Annotated in this window: 13 protein-coding genes; all 13 read right to left on the bottom strand. The window is 38.9% G+C overall.

The features are described 5' to 3' along the window. Positions 1–65: 65 nt before the first annotated feature. The 13 genes from ACIQZI_RS05510 to ACIQZI_RS05450 all read right to left on the bottom strand — a co-directional run bounded on the left by ACIQZI_RS05510 (position 66) and on the right by ACIQZI_RS05450 (position 17,700). Positions 66–728 carry a methionine ABC transporter permease gene (locus ACIQZI_RS05510; RefSeq protein WP_403070310.1) on the bottom strand — a complete coding sequence of 221 codons (663 nt, stop codon included), beginning with the start codon at positions 726–728 and terminating at the stop codon, positions 66–68. Beyond that, positions 721–1,482, bottom strand: coding sequence for a methionine ABC transporter ATP-binding protein (locus ACIQZI_RS05505; RefSeq protein ID WP_403070307.1), 762 nt, complete (start codon positions 1,480–1,482; stop codon positions 721–723). The genes ACIQZI_RS05510 and ACIQZI_RS05505 overlap by 8 nt, the downstream gene beginning before the upstream one ends. 203 nt (positions 1,483–1,685) lie before the next feature. Further along, a complete protein-coding gene (locus tag ACIQZI_RS05500; RefSeq protein WP_403070303.1) occupies positions 1,686–2,264 on the bottom strand; it encodes a YitT family protein in 579 nt (192 codons plus the stop codon). 245 nt (positions 2,265–2,509) lie between these two features. After that, positions 2,510–3,220: a GntR family transcriptional regulator gene (locus tag ACIQZI_RS05495; RefSeq protein WP_403070300.1), complete on the bottom strand. Its 711-nt coding sequence runs from the start codon at positions 3,218–3,220 to the stop codon at positions 2,510–2,512. 324 nt (positions 3,221–3,544) lie between these two features. After that, a complete protein-coding gene (locus ACIQZI_RS05490) occupies positions 3,545–4,522 on the bottom strand; it encodes a YeiH family protein (protein ID WP_403072063.1) in 978 nt (325 codons plus the stop codon). A 276-nt stretch (positions 4,523–4,798) separates the two neighbouring features. Continuing rightward, a complete protein-coding gene (locus ACIQZI_RS05485) occupies positions 4,799–6,139 on the bottom strand; it encodes an aminotransferase (protein ID WP_403072061.1) in 1,341 nt (446 codons plus the stop codon). 73 nt (positions 6,140–6,212) lie between these two features. Next, positions 6,213–7,346 carry an alanine dehydrogenase gene (gene ald / locus ACIQZI_RS05480; RefSeq protein ID WP_062178258.1) on the bottom strand — a complete coding sequence of 378 codons (1,134 nt, stop codon included), beginning with the start codon at positions 7,344–7,346 and terminating at the stop codon, positions 6,213–6,215. Between the two features lie 251 nt (positions 7,347–7,597). Then, entirely contained in the window at positions 7,598–9,358 is a 1,761-nt protein-coding gene (gene xsc / locus ACIQZI_RS05475; protein WP_062178256.1) for a sulfoacetaldehyde acetyltransferase, read from the bottom strand. A 369-nt stretch (positions 9,359–9,727) separates the two neighbouring features. Then, entirely contained in the window at positions 9,728–11,140 is a 1,413-nt protein-coding gene (locus ACIQZI_RS05470) for an amino acid permease (protein WP_403070295.1), read from the bottom strand. 594 nt (positions 11,141–11,734) lie between these two features. Continuing rightward, positions 11,735–12,172 (bottom strand): BrxA/BrxB family bacilliredoxin, encoded by a 438-nt coding sequence (locus tag ACIQZI_RS05465; RefSeq protein WP_062178253.1) that lies wholly within the window; start codon positions 12,170–12,172, stop codon positions 11,735–11,737. A gap of 335 nt (positions 12,173–12,507) precedes the next feature. After that, positions 12,508–13,641 (bottom strand): methylmalonyl Co-A mutase-associated GTPase MeaB, encoded by a 1,134-nt coding sequence (gene meaB, locus ACIQZI_RS05460; protein ID WP_403070291.1) that lies wholly within the window; start codon positions 13,639–13,641, stop codon positions 12,508–12,510. Next, a complete protein-coding gene (scpA, locus tag ACIQZI_RS05455) occupies positions 13,641–15,833 on the bottom strand; it encodes a methylmalonyl-CoA mutase (protein WP_403070288.1) in 2,193 nt (730 codons plus the stop codon). Before scpA ends, meaB begins: the two co-directional genes overlap by 1 nt. Further along, a complete protein-coding gene (locus ACIQZI_RS05450; protein ID WP_403070285.1) occupies positions 15,826–17,700 on the bottom strand; it encodes a methylmalonyl-CoA mutase family protein in 1,875 nt (624 codons plus the stop codon). The genes scpA and ACIQZI_RS05450 overlap by 8 nt, the downstream gene beginning before the upstream one ends. Between the last annotated feature and the right edge of the window lie 338 nt (positions 17,701–18,038).

Genomic DNA, 18,038 nt, shown 5'->3' with positions numbered 1-18,038 from the left:
TTTTATCCCGGTTTAACTAACCATCAGTCGGGATGAAAAAACTCCCCACTGATGGTTAGTTTCACTTATCGTTTGTCCAATTTTTTGGCGATGGTCGTTCCTGTAAACTGAATCGTTTGTACTAAAAAAATCATAATGATAATCATATAAATCATTAACTCGGTCTCAAAGCGCTGATAGCCATATCGAATCGCAAAATCACCAACTCCGCCTCCGCCGACAATGCCCATTACGGTTGAATAGGATATAAAACTAATCGTTGACGTTGTTAATCCGAGTATAAGACCTGAACGTGCTTCCAAGAACAAAAACTTAAAGATAATTTCAAGGACTGAAGCTCCCATTGAAACAGCTGATTCAATGATACCGCGCGGAACTTCAAGAAGGGCCTGTTCCACTAATCTTGAGTAATAGGCGATAGCCATTATAGAGAGTGGGATGGTCGCGGCCATTGTACCGATTGCTGTTCCAACAATAAACCTTGTAAAAGGAATTAAAAAGACGACGAGCAATAAAAACGGGAACGAACGAACAATATTGACAAATACGTTCAAACTGGAATATAAGGCTCGATTTTCAAGCAATTGTCCTTTTCGACAAAGATAGAGCAATGTTCCAATCGGTAATCCGATCAAGAGAGCAGCAATGATAGATATCCCAACCATGACAAATGTTTCTCCAATCGACTGCCAGATTTCAGTTTGATACTTTAAAATAATTTCAGGCATTCGAATTCCTCTCTTTTTCTGTTAGTTGCTGCAGAAACCATTTTGGATCATTTTTAGGAATGATGTACACTTGGGGGTCAATTGAAACTGTTTTCAGTATTTCTCCACTTTCCATAACCGTGACTTTATCGCAAATACTTTTCACGACATCCATTTCATGGCTGACGATGACAATCGTTACACCCAATTCTTTGTTCACTGTTTGCAATACGTCCAGAATCCCTGCTGTTGTCTGTGGATCCAAGGCAGAAGTAGGTTCATCGCATAACAAAACAGCTGGTCGGTTCGCAAGAGCTCTTGCAATCGCCACCCGCTGCTTTTGTCCACCGCTTAACTGTGCTGGATATTGATGGGCTTTATCCTCAAGCCCGACAAATTCCAAACATTCTTTTACCCGTTCTACCTTGGCCTTTTTTGAATAGCGAGCTAATTCAAGTGGGACTGCAACATTATCAAATACTGTCTTGTTTGCAACAAGATTAAAATGCTGAAAAATCATGCCAATCGATCGCCTTGCTTCACGAAGTTTACGGTTTGATAGTGTCGTTAACGTTTGATTATTGACCACAACCGTTCCATCGTCAGGTGTTTCCAGGACATTCATTAAACGAAGCAGTGTTGATTTACCCGCACCACTCGCACCAATCACACCATGAATTTCACCTTTATCAATGTTTAGCGAAACCGAGTGCACTGCTTGCAAAATTGATTGGTGCTGCTGATAGCTTTTACTTACATTATGTAAAGAAATCACCGTGCATGTTCCTTTCTATCCATCTATCTTGTTTTCTCTATGTATGGCTGCTATCCAAATTATTATTATAGCCTTTGTTAGGTAAGTTGTCACTCCCCTCATATCTCCTCTGGCCTCCCTCTACAAAACGGAAATTTTATGAAAAGATCATTGACTACACTCTTTGCATGCGTTTCTTTCCTATGATGAATAGTGCAACCGCCCTATAAACTCTTCTGTTTTCTATTCAGCATTTTCTTTAAGAGGAACGAAAAGAGTAACGTATAAGCAACTCCCTTAATAATCGAAGGATAACCATAAACGAACAGACCAAATAATAGGACAATAAGGTTAATAATTCTTATTGTCACTGCTATATCTACTTTTTTATTTTTATGATTTAAAATGAGAGCGATAACATCAAACCCAACAGTGGATGCATTTGCTGTTATACATAAATAGTATCCAATTGCGATCAAAATCGAAGAAATGATAATTACTATAACTATGTTTACATCTAAGCTTATATTCAGTGAATAAAAAAGGTTAAAAAACAACATATAACAAAGGCTACTTACTATTGATTTAAAAAAGTATTCTTTTCCTAGAAAAATTAAACATATAATTAATAAAAGTCCTGTTACGAAATTAGCAAGCATGGCAATGTTATAGCCAGATAAAGCATTTAATAGTAACGCGGAACTTGTCACACCACCATTAATAATTTCATTTGGCACAATTAAATAAGCATAAGCGAAAGTCATCAAAATATTTCCTGCAATGATTTTTATTATATCCCTCATAACAACTGCCACCTTCTGATTTAAATTAAAATTAAAAGTAAAAGCATTACCATGAGTATTAATTCTAGCTTTAAAAAGGTTTCTATTTTTCGATCCAAAAAGTCTTATCCCATATTGGACTCTTTGAACAGTATAAAGCACATATTTTAGGAAACAAATAATCCAAGCCTCTCTACGAACATAGAAGACTTGGATTATTTAATGTGGCCGATAATACGTTTACTTGTTTTGATTTGATAAGATCGTTAGTTGTTCTTGCGAGACATTTTCATAGCAAATGAATACATATCTGATCGAAATAACCCTTTATAATATTCCACCATGTTTCCATCAGAGTCAAAAATCATACGTTCTGTAATTAACAAGCACATTGTATCGGGTATTGCTAAATGTTCAGCATCTTCCTTTGTTGGATAACCGCACGTTATTATTTGTTCTGCTTCATAAAAGTCAATGTTAAGTTCACCTTCGAGAGCATCGTATAAAACAGTCGTACTTAAATCAAATTCTGCTATTTTTTGTCCAAGTTCTTTAGGATAATAATGTAATTCGATCGCGATTGGTATATCATCCTGTAAGCGTAGCCTCTTAATAGAGTACGACTCATCCTCAAACCCATTTGCATCAGCGATATTTTCAGGAGTTACTACACGACCATGGTTTAGTAATTTTATCCCCATATTTTTAGTAGTCTCAGTAAAACTAATCATTTTAAGCCATTCTTGTACTGGTTTAAGAGATATGAATGTTCCCTTACCATGCCTTTTTTCTAATCTTCCCTCGCGAACTAAAATAGAAACCGCTTCTCTTACAGTGCTCCTGCTAACAGAATACATATCCATAAGTTCTCTTTCACTTGGGATTTTGTCCTTATAATACCCTTGTAAAATTTGATCTTCTAATATATTTTTTAATTGAGCATGTAATGGAATTGGATTGTTAAAGTCTAACTCCATAAAAATTCCTCCAAGTCTAAAAAGACATTGTGATGTTCGTATCAGTCACCATATTATAAACTAAATTTTAATAATATTCAAATAGACCACTTTTTTTCAAATAATCAAACATTTATTAACTGATTGGTGTTCGCCTTATCTTTAGTTTATTACTCATCTTTTCTGCTATTAAGTAAAGCATTATGCCATACAATGCTAAAACATGAGAAAAAATACGTATGATCTTGACAAGGATCAGACAATCGCCACGAATAGTAATTTATTTTATAGGTAACAAAGAAGGAGCCCTTTCTCAACTTTAAAAGGCCTCCCATTTTCTCTCCTTTAGATGATAAAGTACGTGATTACAGAAAGTAGCAAAGAGGTAATGGTCATTGCCAAAAGAGGACGCATGGCTTTTGTACGAAGAGCCTGAAAACTGACATTAAGACCGAGACCAATCATGGCCATTGTCAAAATAAATGTAGTCGTAGTAGAGACACCCTCCATCACCATTTGAGAAACTGGGATATACTTGCCTAGCACATAACTTCCAATTAAGCTCATGATAATAAATCCAATGAGGAACCATGGAAAATCAATTTTTGCATCTAGACCTGTATTTTCCGACGAGCGTCTTTTCATCCAATACATAAATAGGAAGCACAATGGGATTAGTAAGAAGACGCGTCCAAGTTTAGCCAGTAACGCAATAGCAAGCGCATCCTCACCCGCAGGAGCACCTGCCAAAGCGACATGAGCAATTTCATGGAGACTTATTCCCGACCAAACTCCGTAATCTATAGCGGATAGTGGAAGGATTGGACGTATTAGAGTATAAATAATGGAAAAGAGTGTCCCCATTAATGCGATGATTCCCACTCCTATGGCGGTATCTTCTTCTTTCGCTTTCACAATAGGAGATATCGCCGCGATAGCTGCTGCACCACACACCCCGGTTCCTACCGCGAGAAGAAGGGAAATTGAAGCATCTGCTTTTAACCATTTTGCAATCAAAACCATGACAATAATAGCAAAAGCCACCGTTCCTATGTCACGAACCAACAGAGGTAAGCCTTGATTAAAAATGATGTCAATGTTTAATTTCAGTCCATATAAAATGATGGCAAAACGAAGAAGCTTTTTAGCTGAAAATTCAATACCCGGACGAAATTTCTCCGGATACCCTGCGATTTGTCGATACACCACCGCAATAATAATGGAGCATGCAAGCGGCCCTATCCGATTAAATCCGGTAATTTTAGACAACCCGAAACCTAAGAGCGCGATAAAAAATGTAAAAGCAATACCACTAACCCACATAAGTAAACTTGATTTCTTTTCTTGTACAGGTAATTTTGAATTTTCGACTTTGGAAACCTCACTCGTTTCCTCAAGAGGCTTATATTTTTCTAATTCCATTTACAATTCCCCCCTTGCTACATCCTAGTATTAACACTAGCTTGATCAGCTTTGAAATAAAAAACGGGCATGGTTGTCAAAATATCCAGACTACTCATGCCCATTTATTTTAATCGTGAACAATTGGGATATTTAATCGATTCAACCTGATTAACAATAATCTCTTTCTCTTATTTGTTAGCACGATTCATGTAACACAGCCTTAACAGTTTCTATAACAAAGCGCAAATCTTCAACTGTGGAAGAGAGTGGAGGAGCAATGATTAATACATTCCCATATCCAGGAACTGTGTCACCGTTTCGCCCAATAATAAGGCCCTTTTCTTTACAAGCCCCGATAACTCTTCCCATAAACTCGTCTGAGACAGGTGCTTTTGATTTTTTATCCTCTACCAATTCAATTCCATATAGAAACCCAATTCCACGAACTTCTCCTACTTTGTTAAGAGCTGTTAACTCATAGAGTTCACTTAATGTGGATTCACTAAGTTCAGATACCCGTTGAACAATCTTTTCATTTTCGATTATTTCAATATTCTTGAGGGCAACAGCACACGATGCAGGATGACCTCCGTAAGTAGAAACATGTCTAAAATGATTTAATTTTCCGTTCTCCTTAAATTTCTCATAAATCTTAGCGTTTACAGCTGTTGCCCCCAGCGGAAGATAACCGCTTGTTAATCCCTTCGCCATTGTTACGATATCAGGTTGAACCCCTTGGGAATGCATAAATCCAAACATTTTCCCTGTTCTGCCAAAACCTGAAACCACTTCATCTACAATTAAAAGAACATCGTGCTTCTTACAAATTTCCGCTACCCTTGTCAAGTATTCCTTAGATGGAATCAGTACCCCCCCTCCGGAAATGAATGGTTCAAGGATAACGCCTGCTACCGTTTCTGAACCTTCAAAATTAATAACCTGATCTATATATTCTGCAGCTAGCAAATCAGAATTTTCAACGTTTTCTCCAAATGGAGTTCGGTAACTATATGGTGGTGGCACATGGAGAAAGCCCGGAACGGCTGGATCATACTTTACTCTTCGATTCGCCTGAGCAGTTGCACTTAATGCAGCAAAGGTATTGCCATGATAGGCACGATATCTAGAGATAAATTTGTATTTCCCCGGATTCCCATTTTGTGAATGGTATTGCCGAGCAATTTTAAAAGCCGTTTCATTAGCTTCAGACCCACTGTTAGCGAAAAAAGTCGTGTATGAACCTTTTAGAAGTTCACTTATTTTAGAAGACAGTTCAATAGCAGGTTTATGGCTTAAGGTAAGTGGGAAATATGATAAATTCATCATTTGTTCATAAGCTGCTTGAGCAATTTCTTGTCTGCCATGCCCTAAATTCAAGCACCATAATCCAGATACTCCATCCAAATATTTATCGCCTTTTGTATCGGTAAACCAAGAGCCTTTGCCTTCTGCTGCAATCATAGGACTTGCCTTTTCGTTATATCGATGCATCGCATGCCATAAATGATCTTTATCCATTTGGACGAGGTCTTTCATTTCAGTTTCTATCTTCAATATAGAACCCTCCTCATATTTAGTAAGATACACTTAGCAGAAATCATGTAGTTTCCTAGGTCGTAACAGGGTCCTTGGAAAAAACAGAATCGAGAGAATGGTAATCGTGACCATGAGCAATGGCCACCGCTTCATACGTTACCTTACCATTGACAACATTAATCCCTTTAGCTAAAGGCTTATTATTAAGAGCAGCCTGCCTGTAACCTTTCGTTGCAATTTCTACTCCATAAGGTACGGTTGCATTCGTTAAGGCAATCGTAGAAGTACGAGAAACAGCTCCCGGCATATTAGCAACTGCATAATGGACAACACCATGCTTTACATAAGTTGGGTTATTATGTGTCGTAATTCGATCAATTGTTTCGATCGAACCACCTTGGTCAACAGCTACGTCAACAATAACAGAGCCCTTTTGCATGTCTTTGACCATTTCTTCCGTTACTAGACGAGGAGCACGTGCCCCAGGTATAAGTACAGCTCCTACAAGCAAATCTGCCTTTTTCACCGCCTGGGCTATGCTAAAGCTGTTGGACACTAATGTTTTTAATCGCCCTTGAAATTGGTCATCCAATTGACGGAGACGATTCGCATTAATATCAATCAAGGTGACACTTGCACCTAATCCAAGGGCCATTTTAGCTGCATTCGTACCAACAATCCCACCGCCAATAATCACAACTTCAGCTGGAGCTACACCCGGCACACCACCAATTAAGACCCCTTTACCACCTTTTGGTTTTTCTAAAAATTGTGCACCAATCTGAATGGACATACGTCCCGCTACTTCACTCATCGGCGTCAACAATGGAAGGGATCCATTTTCTAATTGAATGGTTTCGTAAGCAATAGCTACTACATTATGATCTATTAGGGCTTGAGTTAATTCTGGCTCAGCCGCTAAATGGAGATACGTATAGAGAATTAATCCATCGCGAAAAAATTGATATTCAGCTGGAAGTGGTTCTTTTACCTTAATGACCATATCAGCTAACCAAGTTTGTTTTGCTGATTCTACAATTTTAGCTCCTGATTGAATATACTCTTGATCTGTAAATCCACTATTTAATCCGGCACCCTTTTCAATCAAAATCTCATGCCCACTATTTTTGAATGTGGTTACACCTGCTGGAGTCATGCCTACTCGATTCTCACTATCTTTCATTTCTTTTGGAACGCCTATAATCATCTCGATCACTCATTTCTATATAATATAGATAATAAATTTACAATTAGGCATCTACTCGCTCAACTATTACAAGGCGAATCCAACTATTTTCTTCAAGAGATTTCCGATGACATGATTATTTCAATTGATCATGTCATCGGAAAGTTTTATTCTTCTGTCCTCAATTCTTTATTGTCGAGAATAAACTCAACTCTATCTATTAAGTTATCGAGCCGACACTTATCGTTAGCACTTTCAATTTTCAGAAATTATTAATTCCAATTTTTATGATCTAAATGCGCGTATTTATCTAATAATCGAGTAGGCATTTTTAACGCATCTTTCCTAAACGGAGGCGCTAATTGTGTTCCATCAACCTGAATATCAATGACGGTAGGTTTGTTTGTTTTTATAGCTGCCTCTATGACAGGACCTAATTCTTCGGCTGTTTCCACTCTAATTCCAACCGCACCCATAGAACGGGCAACTTCAGCAAAATCAGGATTTTGGATATCCGCCCCGACAAAACGATTATTATAAAAATCGACTTGATTCTTCTTCTCCGCGCACCATGCATTATTATTAAAGACGCAAGCAATGACTGGAATATTTTCTTCAACTGCTGTACTTACTTCATGTAAGCTCATTCCCCATGCTCCATCTCCTACGATTGCTATAACAGGTGCATTCGGCTCAGCTAATTTGGCACCAAGAGCAGATGGATAGGCAAAGCCAGTGTTCCCAAAAGTAAGGGCAGCGATGTGTCTACGGCTTCGGTTGAACTTCAAGTAAGCGTTTGCAGTAGAAGATACATTACCTATGTCAGTTGTAACGATTGCGTTCTCAGGTAATACTTTTGTTAATTCTAACAGTGCACGACGGGGATTAATTGGGGTCCCATCGATCATTGCTAGATCTACTAGTTCTTTTTCCCATTTTTGTTTTTCATTTGTAATTTCTCTCAAGCGCTGTCTTTCTTGTTTTGGGTTAGGTTTAACTTCTTTTAACCGCTTCATAATTTCTCGACTAGCTTCACGGGCATCACCGATAATACCAACTTCCACTGGATGAGTTCTGGCAATTTGTCTTGGATTGATATCAATTTGAATAATTTGTGCATCTTTAGGGAAATAATCAATGTCATAGCACGGTAATGTGCCAAATACGGATAATCTTGTACCAACCGCTAATATAACATCCGCTTGTTTTAGTGTATTCATAGCAGCTTTTGATCCCATATATCCGATTGGCCCGACCGCTAACGGATGATCAGCTGGGAATGCATCATTATGCATATAGGATACAGCCACAGGAGCTGTTAGATGTTCTGCTATATTCCTTATTTCTTCAATTCCATCAGAATCAACTGTGCCCCTACCAGAAATAATGACAGGATACTCAGCGTTAGCTAAGATTTCCGCTGCTCGATCTAAAGATTCAGATGAACCACATCCTCGTGAATCGACTCGATATTGATGAGGCTTAAGAATCTGATCCTCCACTTCACCATAGAAATAATCACGCGGAATATCAAATAAAACAGGACCTCTTTCAGCATAAGCAATTCGAAAAGCGGTTCGTAGACAATCGGCTACCCGGCCTGGATGAGTCACTCTCACTGTTTCTTTAGTGATTGCTTTGAAAACGGAAACCTGATCACATTCTTGAAATCCATCCCACCCGACAGTAGGTGTTCCTGCAGAAGGAGATATTACAATCATAGGAGTATGAGCTTGATTGGCCGCTGCTACCGATGTCACCATATTGGTCATTCCAGGCCCATTTTGTCCGATCACAACTCCGGCAACGCCCGAAACCCGGCAATAGGCATCTTCCATATGCGCGGCACTTTGTTCATGACGAACTCCAATAAAACGAATACCAGCTGTTGGCAATAAATCAAGCATATCCATAAAAGCGGAACCTAAAATTCCAGATATATGTTTGACCCCTTCTGCGACTAATGTCTCAACAATTGCTTCACTTGGTGTCATTTTTACTTTCGTTCCTCTTAACGTTTTTGTTTCGGCCATTGTACATTCTCCTCAATTGATTTATTTCTGATAGCGACGTTGCAACGTCCGTACCAGTTATGTTTTTTATGATACTACCCCTTTCTAAAATAGTCAACGAATAATCCGAATATTCGAAAAACAATTAACGACAATTATTGCCATTTTAAAAAATTGGAAAATTTAAAGACTGTCACCTCTGTACATACCAATTTTTCTTTTGATAACAAACCTCTATATTATTGATTTTTTTAATTTTCCTGCTAAGTCTTAATTGTGATGAAGGTAGAGTTCCTGAAGAATTAGTTCAATGAAGTAGTGAAAATGGCGAACGTGAAGATTCTTTTTTTCCTAATTTTACATTTCGAACAGTGTAACACTCTAATGAAATTAGAATTTCTCAGAATTTGGAGGACTGGTTACAATTTTTATTTCTGTCTCTATATACTTTTCTTTTTTTCGTCGAATGACAAAGTATGAACAAATAACGATAAAACTAAATAGCATTGTAAAAATAAACTGCGGACGCTGTGAATCAATAAAAGCCATTAATGTTAATACTGAAACCATAGCGATGATGGTCGCATACGTTAAATACGGAAATAACCACATTTTAATTTTGAAAATTCCAGGATTGTCTTTTTCCATTTTTCTTCTTAAGCGCAGATGAGAAATCGCAATGGCTAAATAGACAAGAATTCCAACTCCACCAGAAGAATTTACTAAAAAGAAAAATATTTTGTCAGGAGAGATATAACTAAAAATGGTGCTGATAAAGGCAAATAATGTACTCGCTATTACAGCAAAAATAGGGACTCCTTTTTTGCTCACCTTTGAAATTAGCTTTGGCGCATCACCCTTTTGCGCAAGAGAAAATAGCATACGAGAGCTCGTGTAAAGTCCTGAATTCAAGCAAGAAAGCAATGCTGTCAGTACCACAATATTCATGATAAGAGCAGCGAAAGGGATTCCTAGTATTTCAAGAACAGCAACAAATGGACTTTTTAGTAAGGATGCTGAATTCCAAGGCAAAATAGTCACGACTATAGCGATCGAACCGATATAAAAAATGAGAATTCGCCACACCACACTATTTAATGCACTTCTTACAGACTTCACTGGATCACTAGTCTCTCCAGCCGCGATGGCAGGAATCTCAACTCCTACGAATGCATGAAAAACAATCGCTATACCGACAAGTACTGCTCCTATCCCGTTAGGAATAAAACCACCGATGTTCATAAGATTAGTAGCACCAGGAGACTCTATAGTTGGTATGAACCCTAGAATCACTGCTACTCCTAGGCATAAGAATACAATAATACTTCCTATTTTTATAATAGAAAACCAATACTCAAATTCACCAAATGATTTAACGGAAAAGATATTTGTAAGTGTTAATAGAATAATTAATGTGAGGCTTATTAACCAAACTGGAACTGAAGGAAGCCACTCGTGTATGATTGCTGCTCCTGCTGTAGCTTCAAGTGCAATTACAATCACCCAAAAAAACCAATATAACCAACCTGTAGCAAATCCTGCCCACTCACCAATCCCTTCCCTTGCATATACAGCAAAGGATCCCGTATTGGGGTTTACTGTAGCCATTTCCCCAAGCATCCTCATGACTAAAACAACTATTATGCCTGCAAACACATACGACAAAATAGCTCCAGGACCAGTTTGGCTAATGATAATACCACTTCCTACGAATAAACCAGCACCAATGACTCCACTCAAAGATATCATAGTTAAATGTCTTTGTTTAAGACCAGGTTTTAATTCTTCCTGTTGATGTTCCAAACCTCCACCAACTTTCAGTATTTTTTGGAATTACCATTAGGTAAGCGTTTACATATAGTGGGTACTAAAGCTAAGATCACTTAACAAAACTAATTAAACTACCTTCTATTTACACAACTTTAGAACCATAAATACTTCTACCAACCATTAAATTTTTCTTTTTGGCATTAATGCTAAGTACTCAATCAATATTTTTCGGGTACACAATGATAGATCGTATCCATTTTATTGCTTTGAATGAATCACATCGATTATCTAGCAAAATAGATTGACGTATATAGCTCTCTATGCCTTATCTTGTCCTACTTCCTCCTCCATTGAGTTTATTTTGAACATCTGAGTAAACACTAACATCGTTACGTCACGATGTTAGTACCACTTTCTAAGTATAATACACTCTGTTTTTTTCAATGTCAATAACATTATCAGAAAATTTTGTTAATTAATCGATTTTAGCGCGACACAACTTTAAGCCATTTTCATCTTAGGTTTAATAGTTGAAATTTTGTAGTGTAGCGTTAAATATAAAGACAGCAGTTCTCAATTATTCCTGACAAAAAAAGACCCGATAAACGAGTCTTTTTTTGAATGAAATTATACTTCTTCACAATATTGATCAAAGTAGCTTTGCAGCTTATTCACGACTGACATTGGATCATGTCCTTCAATTTCATGACGTTCTACCATTGTAAGGAGTTCGCCGTCTTTCAAAATTGCAAAAGAAGGAGATGATGGTGGATAGCCTTCAAAATAATCACGTGCTTTTTCCGTTGCATCTTTATCTTGTCCGGCAAAAACGGTAACAAGATGGTCTGGGCGTTTGTCATAGTGAACCGAATGAGCAGCTGCCGGTCTTGCGATTCCTCCTGCACATCCGCAAACTGAGTTAATCATGACTAACGTCGTCCCCTTTTTAGCAAACGCATCTTCCACCTCTTCAGGTGATTTTAGTTCTGTATATCCAGCAGCCTTGATTTCAGTACGCGCCTGGCTGACAACATCATTCATAAAAAAGTTAAAATCCATGCTCATGTTTCATTCCCCTTCCATTATTCATCTTCTCTTCCATCATAACAAGTGCAAGGTAGTGTTTCAATCTTTTTACCTAGCGCAAATGAAAAGCGCAAGCGCCTCGGATCAACCCTAAAGGCTAGCAAAAGACAAGCAAAGCTGTATGGGGTGTGCCCTTTCTCCCTTGTCATGGGGTTAGACTGCATCCCCTAGACATCTAAACTCGTAGATACATCATAAACTTTCTTTATGATAAAAAAATAGTTTCAAACTCTTGCAGACCGGGAATATTAAAAGTGATCTAGGTTCATCACCCAACTCCCCGTTTGGATAGCAGTCCTCCTGCTATCCATTTTTTATTGTGGAGAAGACCTACTGCCTTCCATAAAAGCATAAAATGCTTCTTGAACCGCTTTTGTTACCGTTTTGTCTCCAGCGATTACTTGATTTTCTAACATTGGCAATAGGCTTTTTATTTTAGGATTCCCATAAAATAGCAGACGAAGCTGATCATTCATTAACGAATGTAGCCATTCCCTCGCTTGGAGCCTCCGCCTTTCCTGAAATACGCCTGATTTTTTCGTGAGTTCTTCAAATTGTTGCATCACGTTCCACAATTCTTGAATCCCTTCTCCAGTTATTGACGAACAGGCATAGGCCTTTGCTTCCCAGCCCTTTGTGGCTGGTAGCATAAAGTGAAGAATTCTGCCGTATTCCAATTTGGTCTTTTGTGCAAGAGATTTATTAGATCCATCCGCTTTATTAACTATAATCCCATCAACAAGCTCTAAGATTCCTTTCTTCATTCCCTGCAATTCATCGCCAGCTCCCGTTAAAACAAGGAGCATGAAATAATCGACCATTCCTCGAACTATTGCTTCACTTTGGCCAACACCTACTGTCTCGATAAGAATAATGTCAAAACCAGCAGCCTCACAGAGCAACATGGTCTCACGTGTTTTACGATGGACACCTCCAAGCGTCCCTTGAGACGGAGAGGGACGGATGAATGCTCGTGGATTCCTGGATAACTCTTCCATTCTTGTCTTATCGCCAAGAATGCTGCCACCATTGACCGAAGAACTCGGATCAACTGCAAGTACAGCAATTTTATATCCAAGATTACAAAGATACGTTCCAAAAGCTTCGATAAACGTGCTCTTCCCTGCACCAGGAACTCCCGAGATTCCCAGACGGATAGCATTTCCAGTATGGGGTAAAACATTCTTTAGCAGCTCCTGTGCAGGTTCGAAATGCTTAGATGCATTGCTCTCAACTAGTGTGATTGCTTTGGCAAGATTTGCTCTGTCACCTTGCACTAACAAATTTTGAATCTTTGTAATGTCTATCGTCCCAGCTGCTTTTTTGATGAATTTAGTTTTTCGTGCTATTTGATGATGCGCAATCATTTCAATGCCTTCTTTTAATGATGTAGCAAAATCGTCGCTTGTATTTTCGTCAAACCATTCAGGTTTTTTTTCTTCAGCCATTATTCAGCCACTTCCTCATAACCAAGGCGACGGTAAATTTCTTGAAGCACGATTTTTGCTGACTGAGGAATGACTGTACCCGGTCCGAAAATAGCAGAAGCGCCATTAGTAAGCAAAAATTCATAATCCTGCGCTGGGATGACTCCGCCAACAATGATAACTATATCATCTCTGCCAAGCTTCTTTAATTCCGTCACAAGCTGAGGAAGCAGTGTTTTATGTCCCGCTGCAAGGGAACTCATCCCGATTGCATGCACATCATTCTCGACTGCCTGTAAGGCCGTTTCTTCAGGTGTTTGAAATAACGGACCAATATCGACATCATAGCCTAAATCGGCAAATGCGGTAGAAACCACTTTAGCGCCGCGGTCATGACCGTCCTGACCCATTTTCGCCATAAGTAAGCGCGGTCTTCTTCCTTCATTTTCAAGAAATTCGTCCGTCATAGCCTTTACCTCGGTAATTTCAGCTACTTCAGAATAAAAAGAACTGTACACACCGCTTATCGAACGTATCATCGCTTTATGGCGACCACTCGCTTCTTCGATTGCATCCGAGATCTCACCAAGTGTTGCTCTGACTCTCGCCGCACAAACCGCAAGCTCGAGTAAATTCCCCTCGCCGTCTTTAGCCGCTTCCGTAAGAGTACGAAGCGCTTCCTCAACTTTTACTTGGTCACGTGCTTCTCTTACGTCTTTTAACTTTCTTAACTGGCTTTCTCTTACCAGAGTATTATCAATCTCAAGAATTTCAATCGGATCTTCTTTTTCTAGCCTGTATTTATTCACACCGACAATTGTCTCTGCCTTAGAATCGATTTTAGCTTGGCGTTTTGCAGCCGCTTCTTCAATTCTCATTTTAGGAAGTCCTGTTTCAATTGCTTTTGCCATCCCACCGAGATTTTCAATCTCATCAATATGCTCCCAGGCGCGGTTAATTAATTCATTTGTCAGTGCTTCCACATAAAAAGAACCTGCCCACGGATCAATTACATTAGTTATGCCAGTCTCTTCTTGCAAATATAATTGTGTATTTCTAGCAATTCTTGCGGAAAAGTCGGTAGGTAGTGCAATCGCTTCATCCAATGCATTTGTATGCAAGGATTGAGTGTGTCCCAGTGCAGCTGCATGTGCTTCGAGCAATGTACGAACAACATTATTAAAGGGGTCTTGTTCAGATAAACTCCAGCCTGAAGTTTGGGAATGTGTTCGTAGAGCCATTGCTTTAGCATTCTTCGGTTCAAACTGCTTCATTAATTTTGCCCATATAAAACGCGCCGCTCTCATTTTGGCAATTTCCATAAAATAATTCATACCAATTGCCCAGAAAAAGGACAATCTTGGCGCAAACTTATCAACATCAATGCCCGCTTCTAACCCTGTACGAACATATTCAAGACCATCAGCAAGCGTATAGGCAAGCTCAATATCAGCTGGTGCACCTGCCTCTTGCATATGATAGCCTGAGATACTAATACTGTTGAACTTCGGCATATATTTGGACGTGTACTCAAAGATGTCTGCGATAATTTTCATCGACATGTCAGGTGGATAAATATATGTGTTTCGGACCATGTATTCTTTTAAAATATCATTTTGGATCGTGCCAGAAAGTTTATCCTGTGTTACACCTTGTTCTTCTGCGGTGACAATATAAAACGCCATAATTGGTAAGACCGCACCATTCATCGTCATTGATACCGACATTTGATCAAGGGGGATTCCTTCGAAGAGTTGTTTCATATCAAGAATCGTGTCAATGGCAACGCCAGCTTTCCCTACATCACCGACAACTCTAGGATGGTCAGAGTCGTAGCCTCGATGGGTCGCCAGATCAAATGCTACCGACAGCCCTTTTTGTCCCATTGCCAAGTTGCGCCGATAGAAGGCATTGGATTCCTCAGCTGTTGAAAACCCTGCATATTGCCGTACTGTCCAAGGACGATTCACATACATTGATGGATAAGGTCCTCTCGTGTATGGAGCCAACCCAGGTAGACTTTTCATATGTTCAGGATTTTCACAATCATTTTGTGTATATAGCAGGCGAGTCATAATTCCTTCATTTGTTTCAAAAAGCAAATCATCGATGGATTGCTGAACAACAGCAGATGCTTTTACTTTCCAGGCGTCTTCTGTTCCTACCTTTTTAACTTTTGCAGGATTGATTTGATGAAAGTTAGGCTTAATCATGTTTGATTCCCCCCAACTCCAATTGAAGCTGCGCTAATATTTCCAGAACATTCGTTTCCACTGTAATAAAGTCCTTCACACCTTCGCTTTTTAATCGTTCGCTTATTTCAGAAGTTTGCTGGCCAGCTATGTAAAGAATCGTGTCAGGATATTTTCGTTTGATTTCTGTAACTATTTTTCCAGCATACAACTCATAATCATCATTGCTACCACACAAACAAAATACACGGATCCCACTTTGTTCAACAAATTGAATCGCATCTTGTTCTACTACGAGTCCTTGACTATCCCGTGTTTCTATCCCACCTGTTGCGAGCATGCCTTTGATGAAATCAGCCCGCAATTTATAAGATTTCATTTCACTAAGATTAAGTAAGCCAATTTTTAGACTAGTACCTATATTATTTTTATAAGCTTCACTGCGGGTTCTTATCCGTTCAAATGGCTCTGCCAGACGACACAATGATACGGGAGGAATAGGAATCGGATCACGTATTGTTAGATATGAATTCGTTACCGCACTTTCTGATTGCTTCAACATATCAGCTGGATTTGGATAAACATTGGTACCGATCATGCTATCTTTTCTTAGGGCTACATTTCGCTCTTTTTCTTTATAAACGGCTTTGATTTGCTCTTGAATCCTTCCTTCTTTCAATGAAGTAAGAATCCCCCCCGCTTCATCCAGTTCCAGAAAAGCAGTCCATGCCATTTTAGCTAATTCATTCGTCAGCTGCTCGACATAAAACGATCCGCCTGCTGGATCTACCACACTCGCTAATTGAGATTCTTCACTCAAAATGACATGCATATTACGAGCTATTCGATCCGCCAATGGATCTTCTCTTCCTGATGCGTGTGAAAACGGGTGAATCTCTAAATATTGAATGCCTCCAATCGTGGCAGCAAAAGCTTGATTAGCTGTGCGTAACAAATTCACATGCTCGTCATACTTCGTTTCTGTAACTCGTGAAGTAACAGCATGGATGTTCATTTTAAAACTTTCACAATTGGCCCCATATGCCTCTGCCATCCCAGCCCAAAGTCTACGAGCAGCCCGAAGCTTGGCAATCCCCATAAAATAGGTTGAGTCCAACGCAAAAGAAAAGACAATTTTTTCCACGAAATCTTGGACTGCCAATCCCTGCTTTTGGGCTTCTTCAATATAATAAGCTGCAATCGATAAGCCAATCGCAATCTCTTGAACCGCATTAGCGCCAGCGTTATGAAAAACAGGGGTCTTAATCAAAACTGTTTTCATTTGAGCGGACTTTTCTTGATATTGTTTGATTTCTTTAAACCATTGAGAAAAAAAAGCATTCGTTTGGGAAGGAATCTCCCCTGCTTGTGCCCATTCTGAAATTGGGTCTTCTGCACAAACTCCCCTCGAGGTCACGCCTTGTTTTTTGCAGGCATTGATTAATCCATTAAGAACTTTACTTTGCAAACCTTTCGTATCGATAAACAATGGTAACGCATCCAGGGCCAGCCCTTCAAACAAAGAACCGATATTACTTTCTTCATTAAATAAATCTGGTGTATACGTTAAAACATTTTGGCCACGTTTTAATGCAGCCTTCATTTTTTTATTCGCATCAACGGCATTCTTGCCTGTGATTGGTTGTACAATAAGCCATGGCTGCTCTAAATAACCTGCTGGGTAGATCCCCCGAGTATATGGAAATAAACCAGGATACTCACTTGACAGCACATCATCTGTATAAAGTGGGTTTAATTGGATTCCTTCATATGTGTTCGTTTTTAGACTTTCGACACTTTTCCCTTTTAAACTGGATTCAACGACTGCCTTCCACTCCTCATACAAAGGCCGAGGGAAGGTTAACTCTTTTACGTCCAGTAATTTCATGTAATCGCTTTCTTAACGATCCCAAGTGTCACCATTTCCCCTGTATACGATTAAGAAAGCTGCCTCCCTTCAAAGATAACTGAATAATAATAACATTCTAACATATCTATCTTAGGAAAAGAATACGTTGATTAAGAATCATAACTGAATTACACAGTTCTAAACTTTTACACAAAAAGCCCTATATTTATTCAAATTTGATCTATTTCAATTAATTTAGTCTTTACTCTTTTCATATTATATTGGGCTTTTGAGTGTGATCTCTACTCTCTAAATAAAAAACGATTTATTCTAAAACTCCAGCCACGCTATAATAAATAAGACCTTGAAAGGCATTA

The organism is Peribacillus sp. NPDC096379 (assembly GCF_044762875.1).
In the GTDB taxonomy this organism is placed as follows: Bacteria; Bacillota; Bacilli; order Bacillales; family DSM-1321; genus Peribacillus.
The sequence above is the reverse complement of the archived record's forward strand: the minus strand, read 5'-3'. Positions and strand labels throughout refer to the sequence as shown.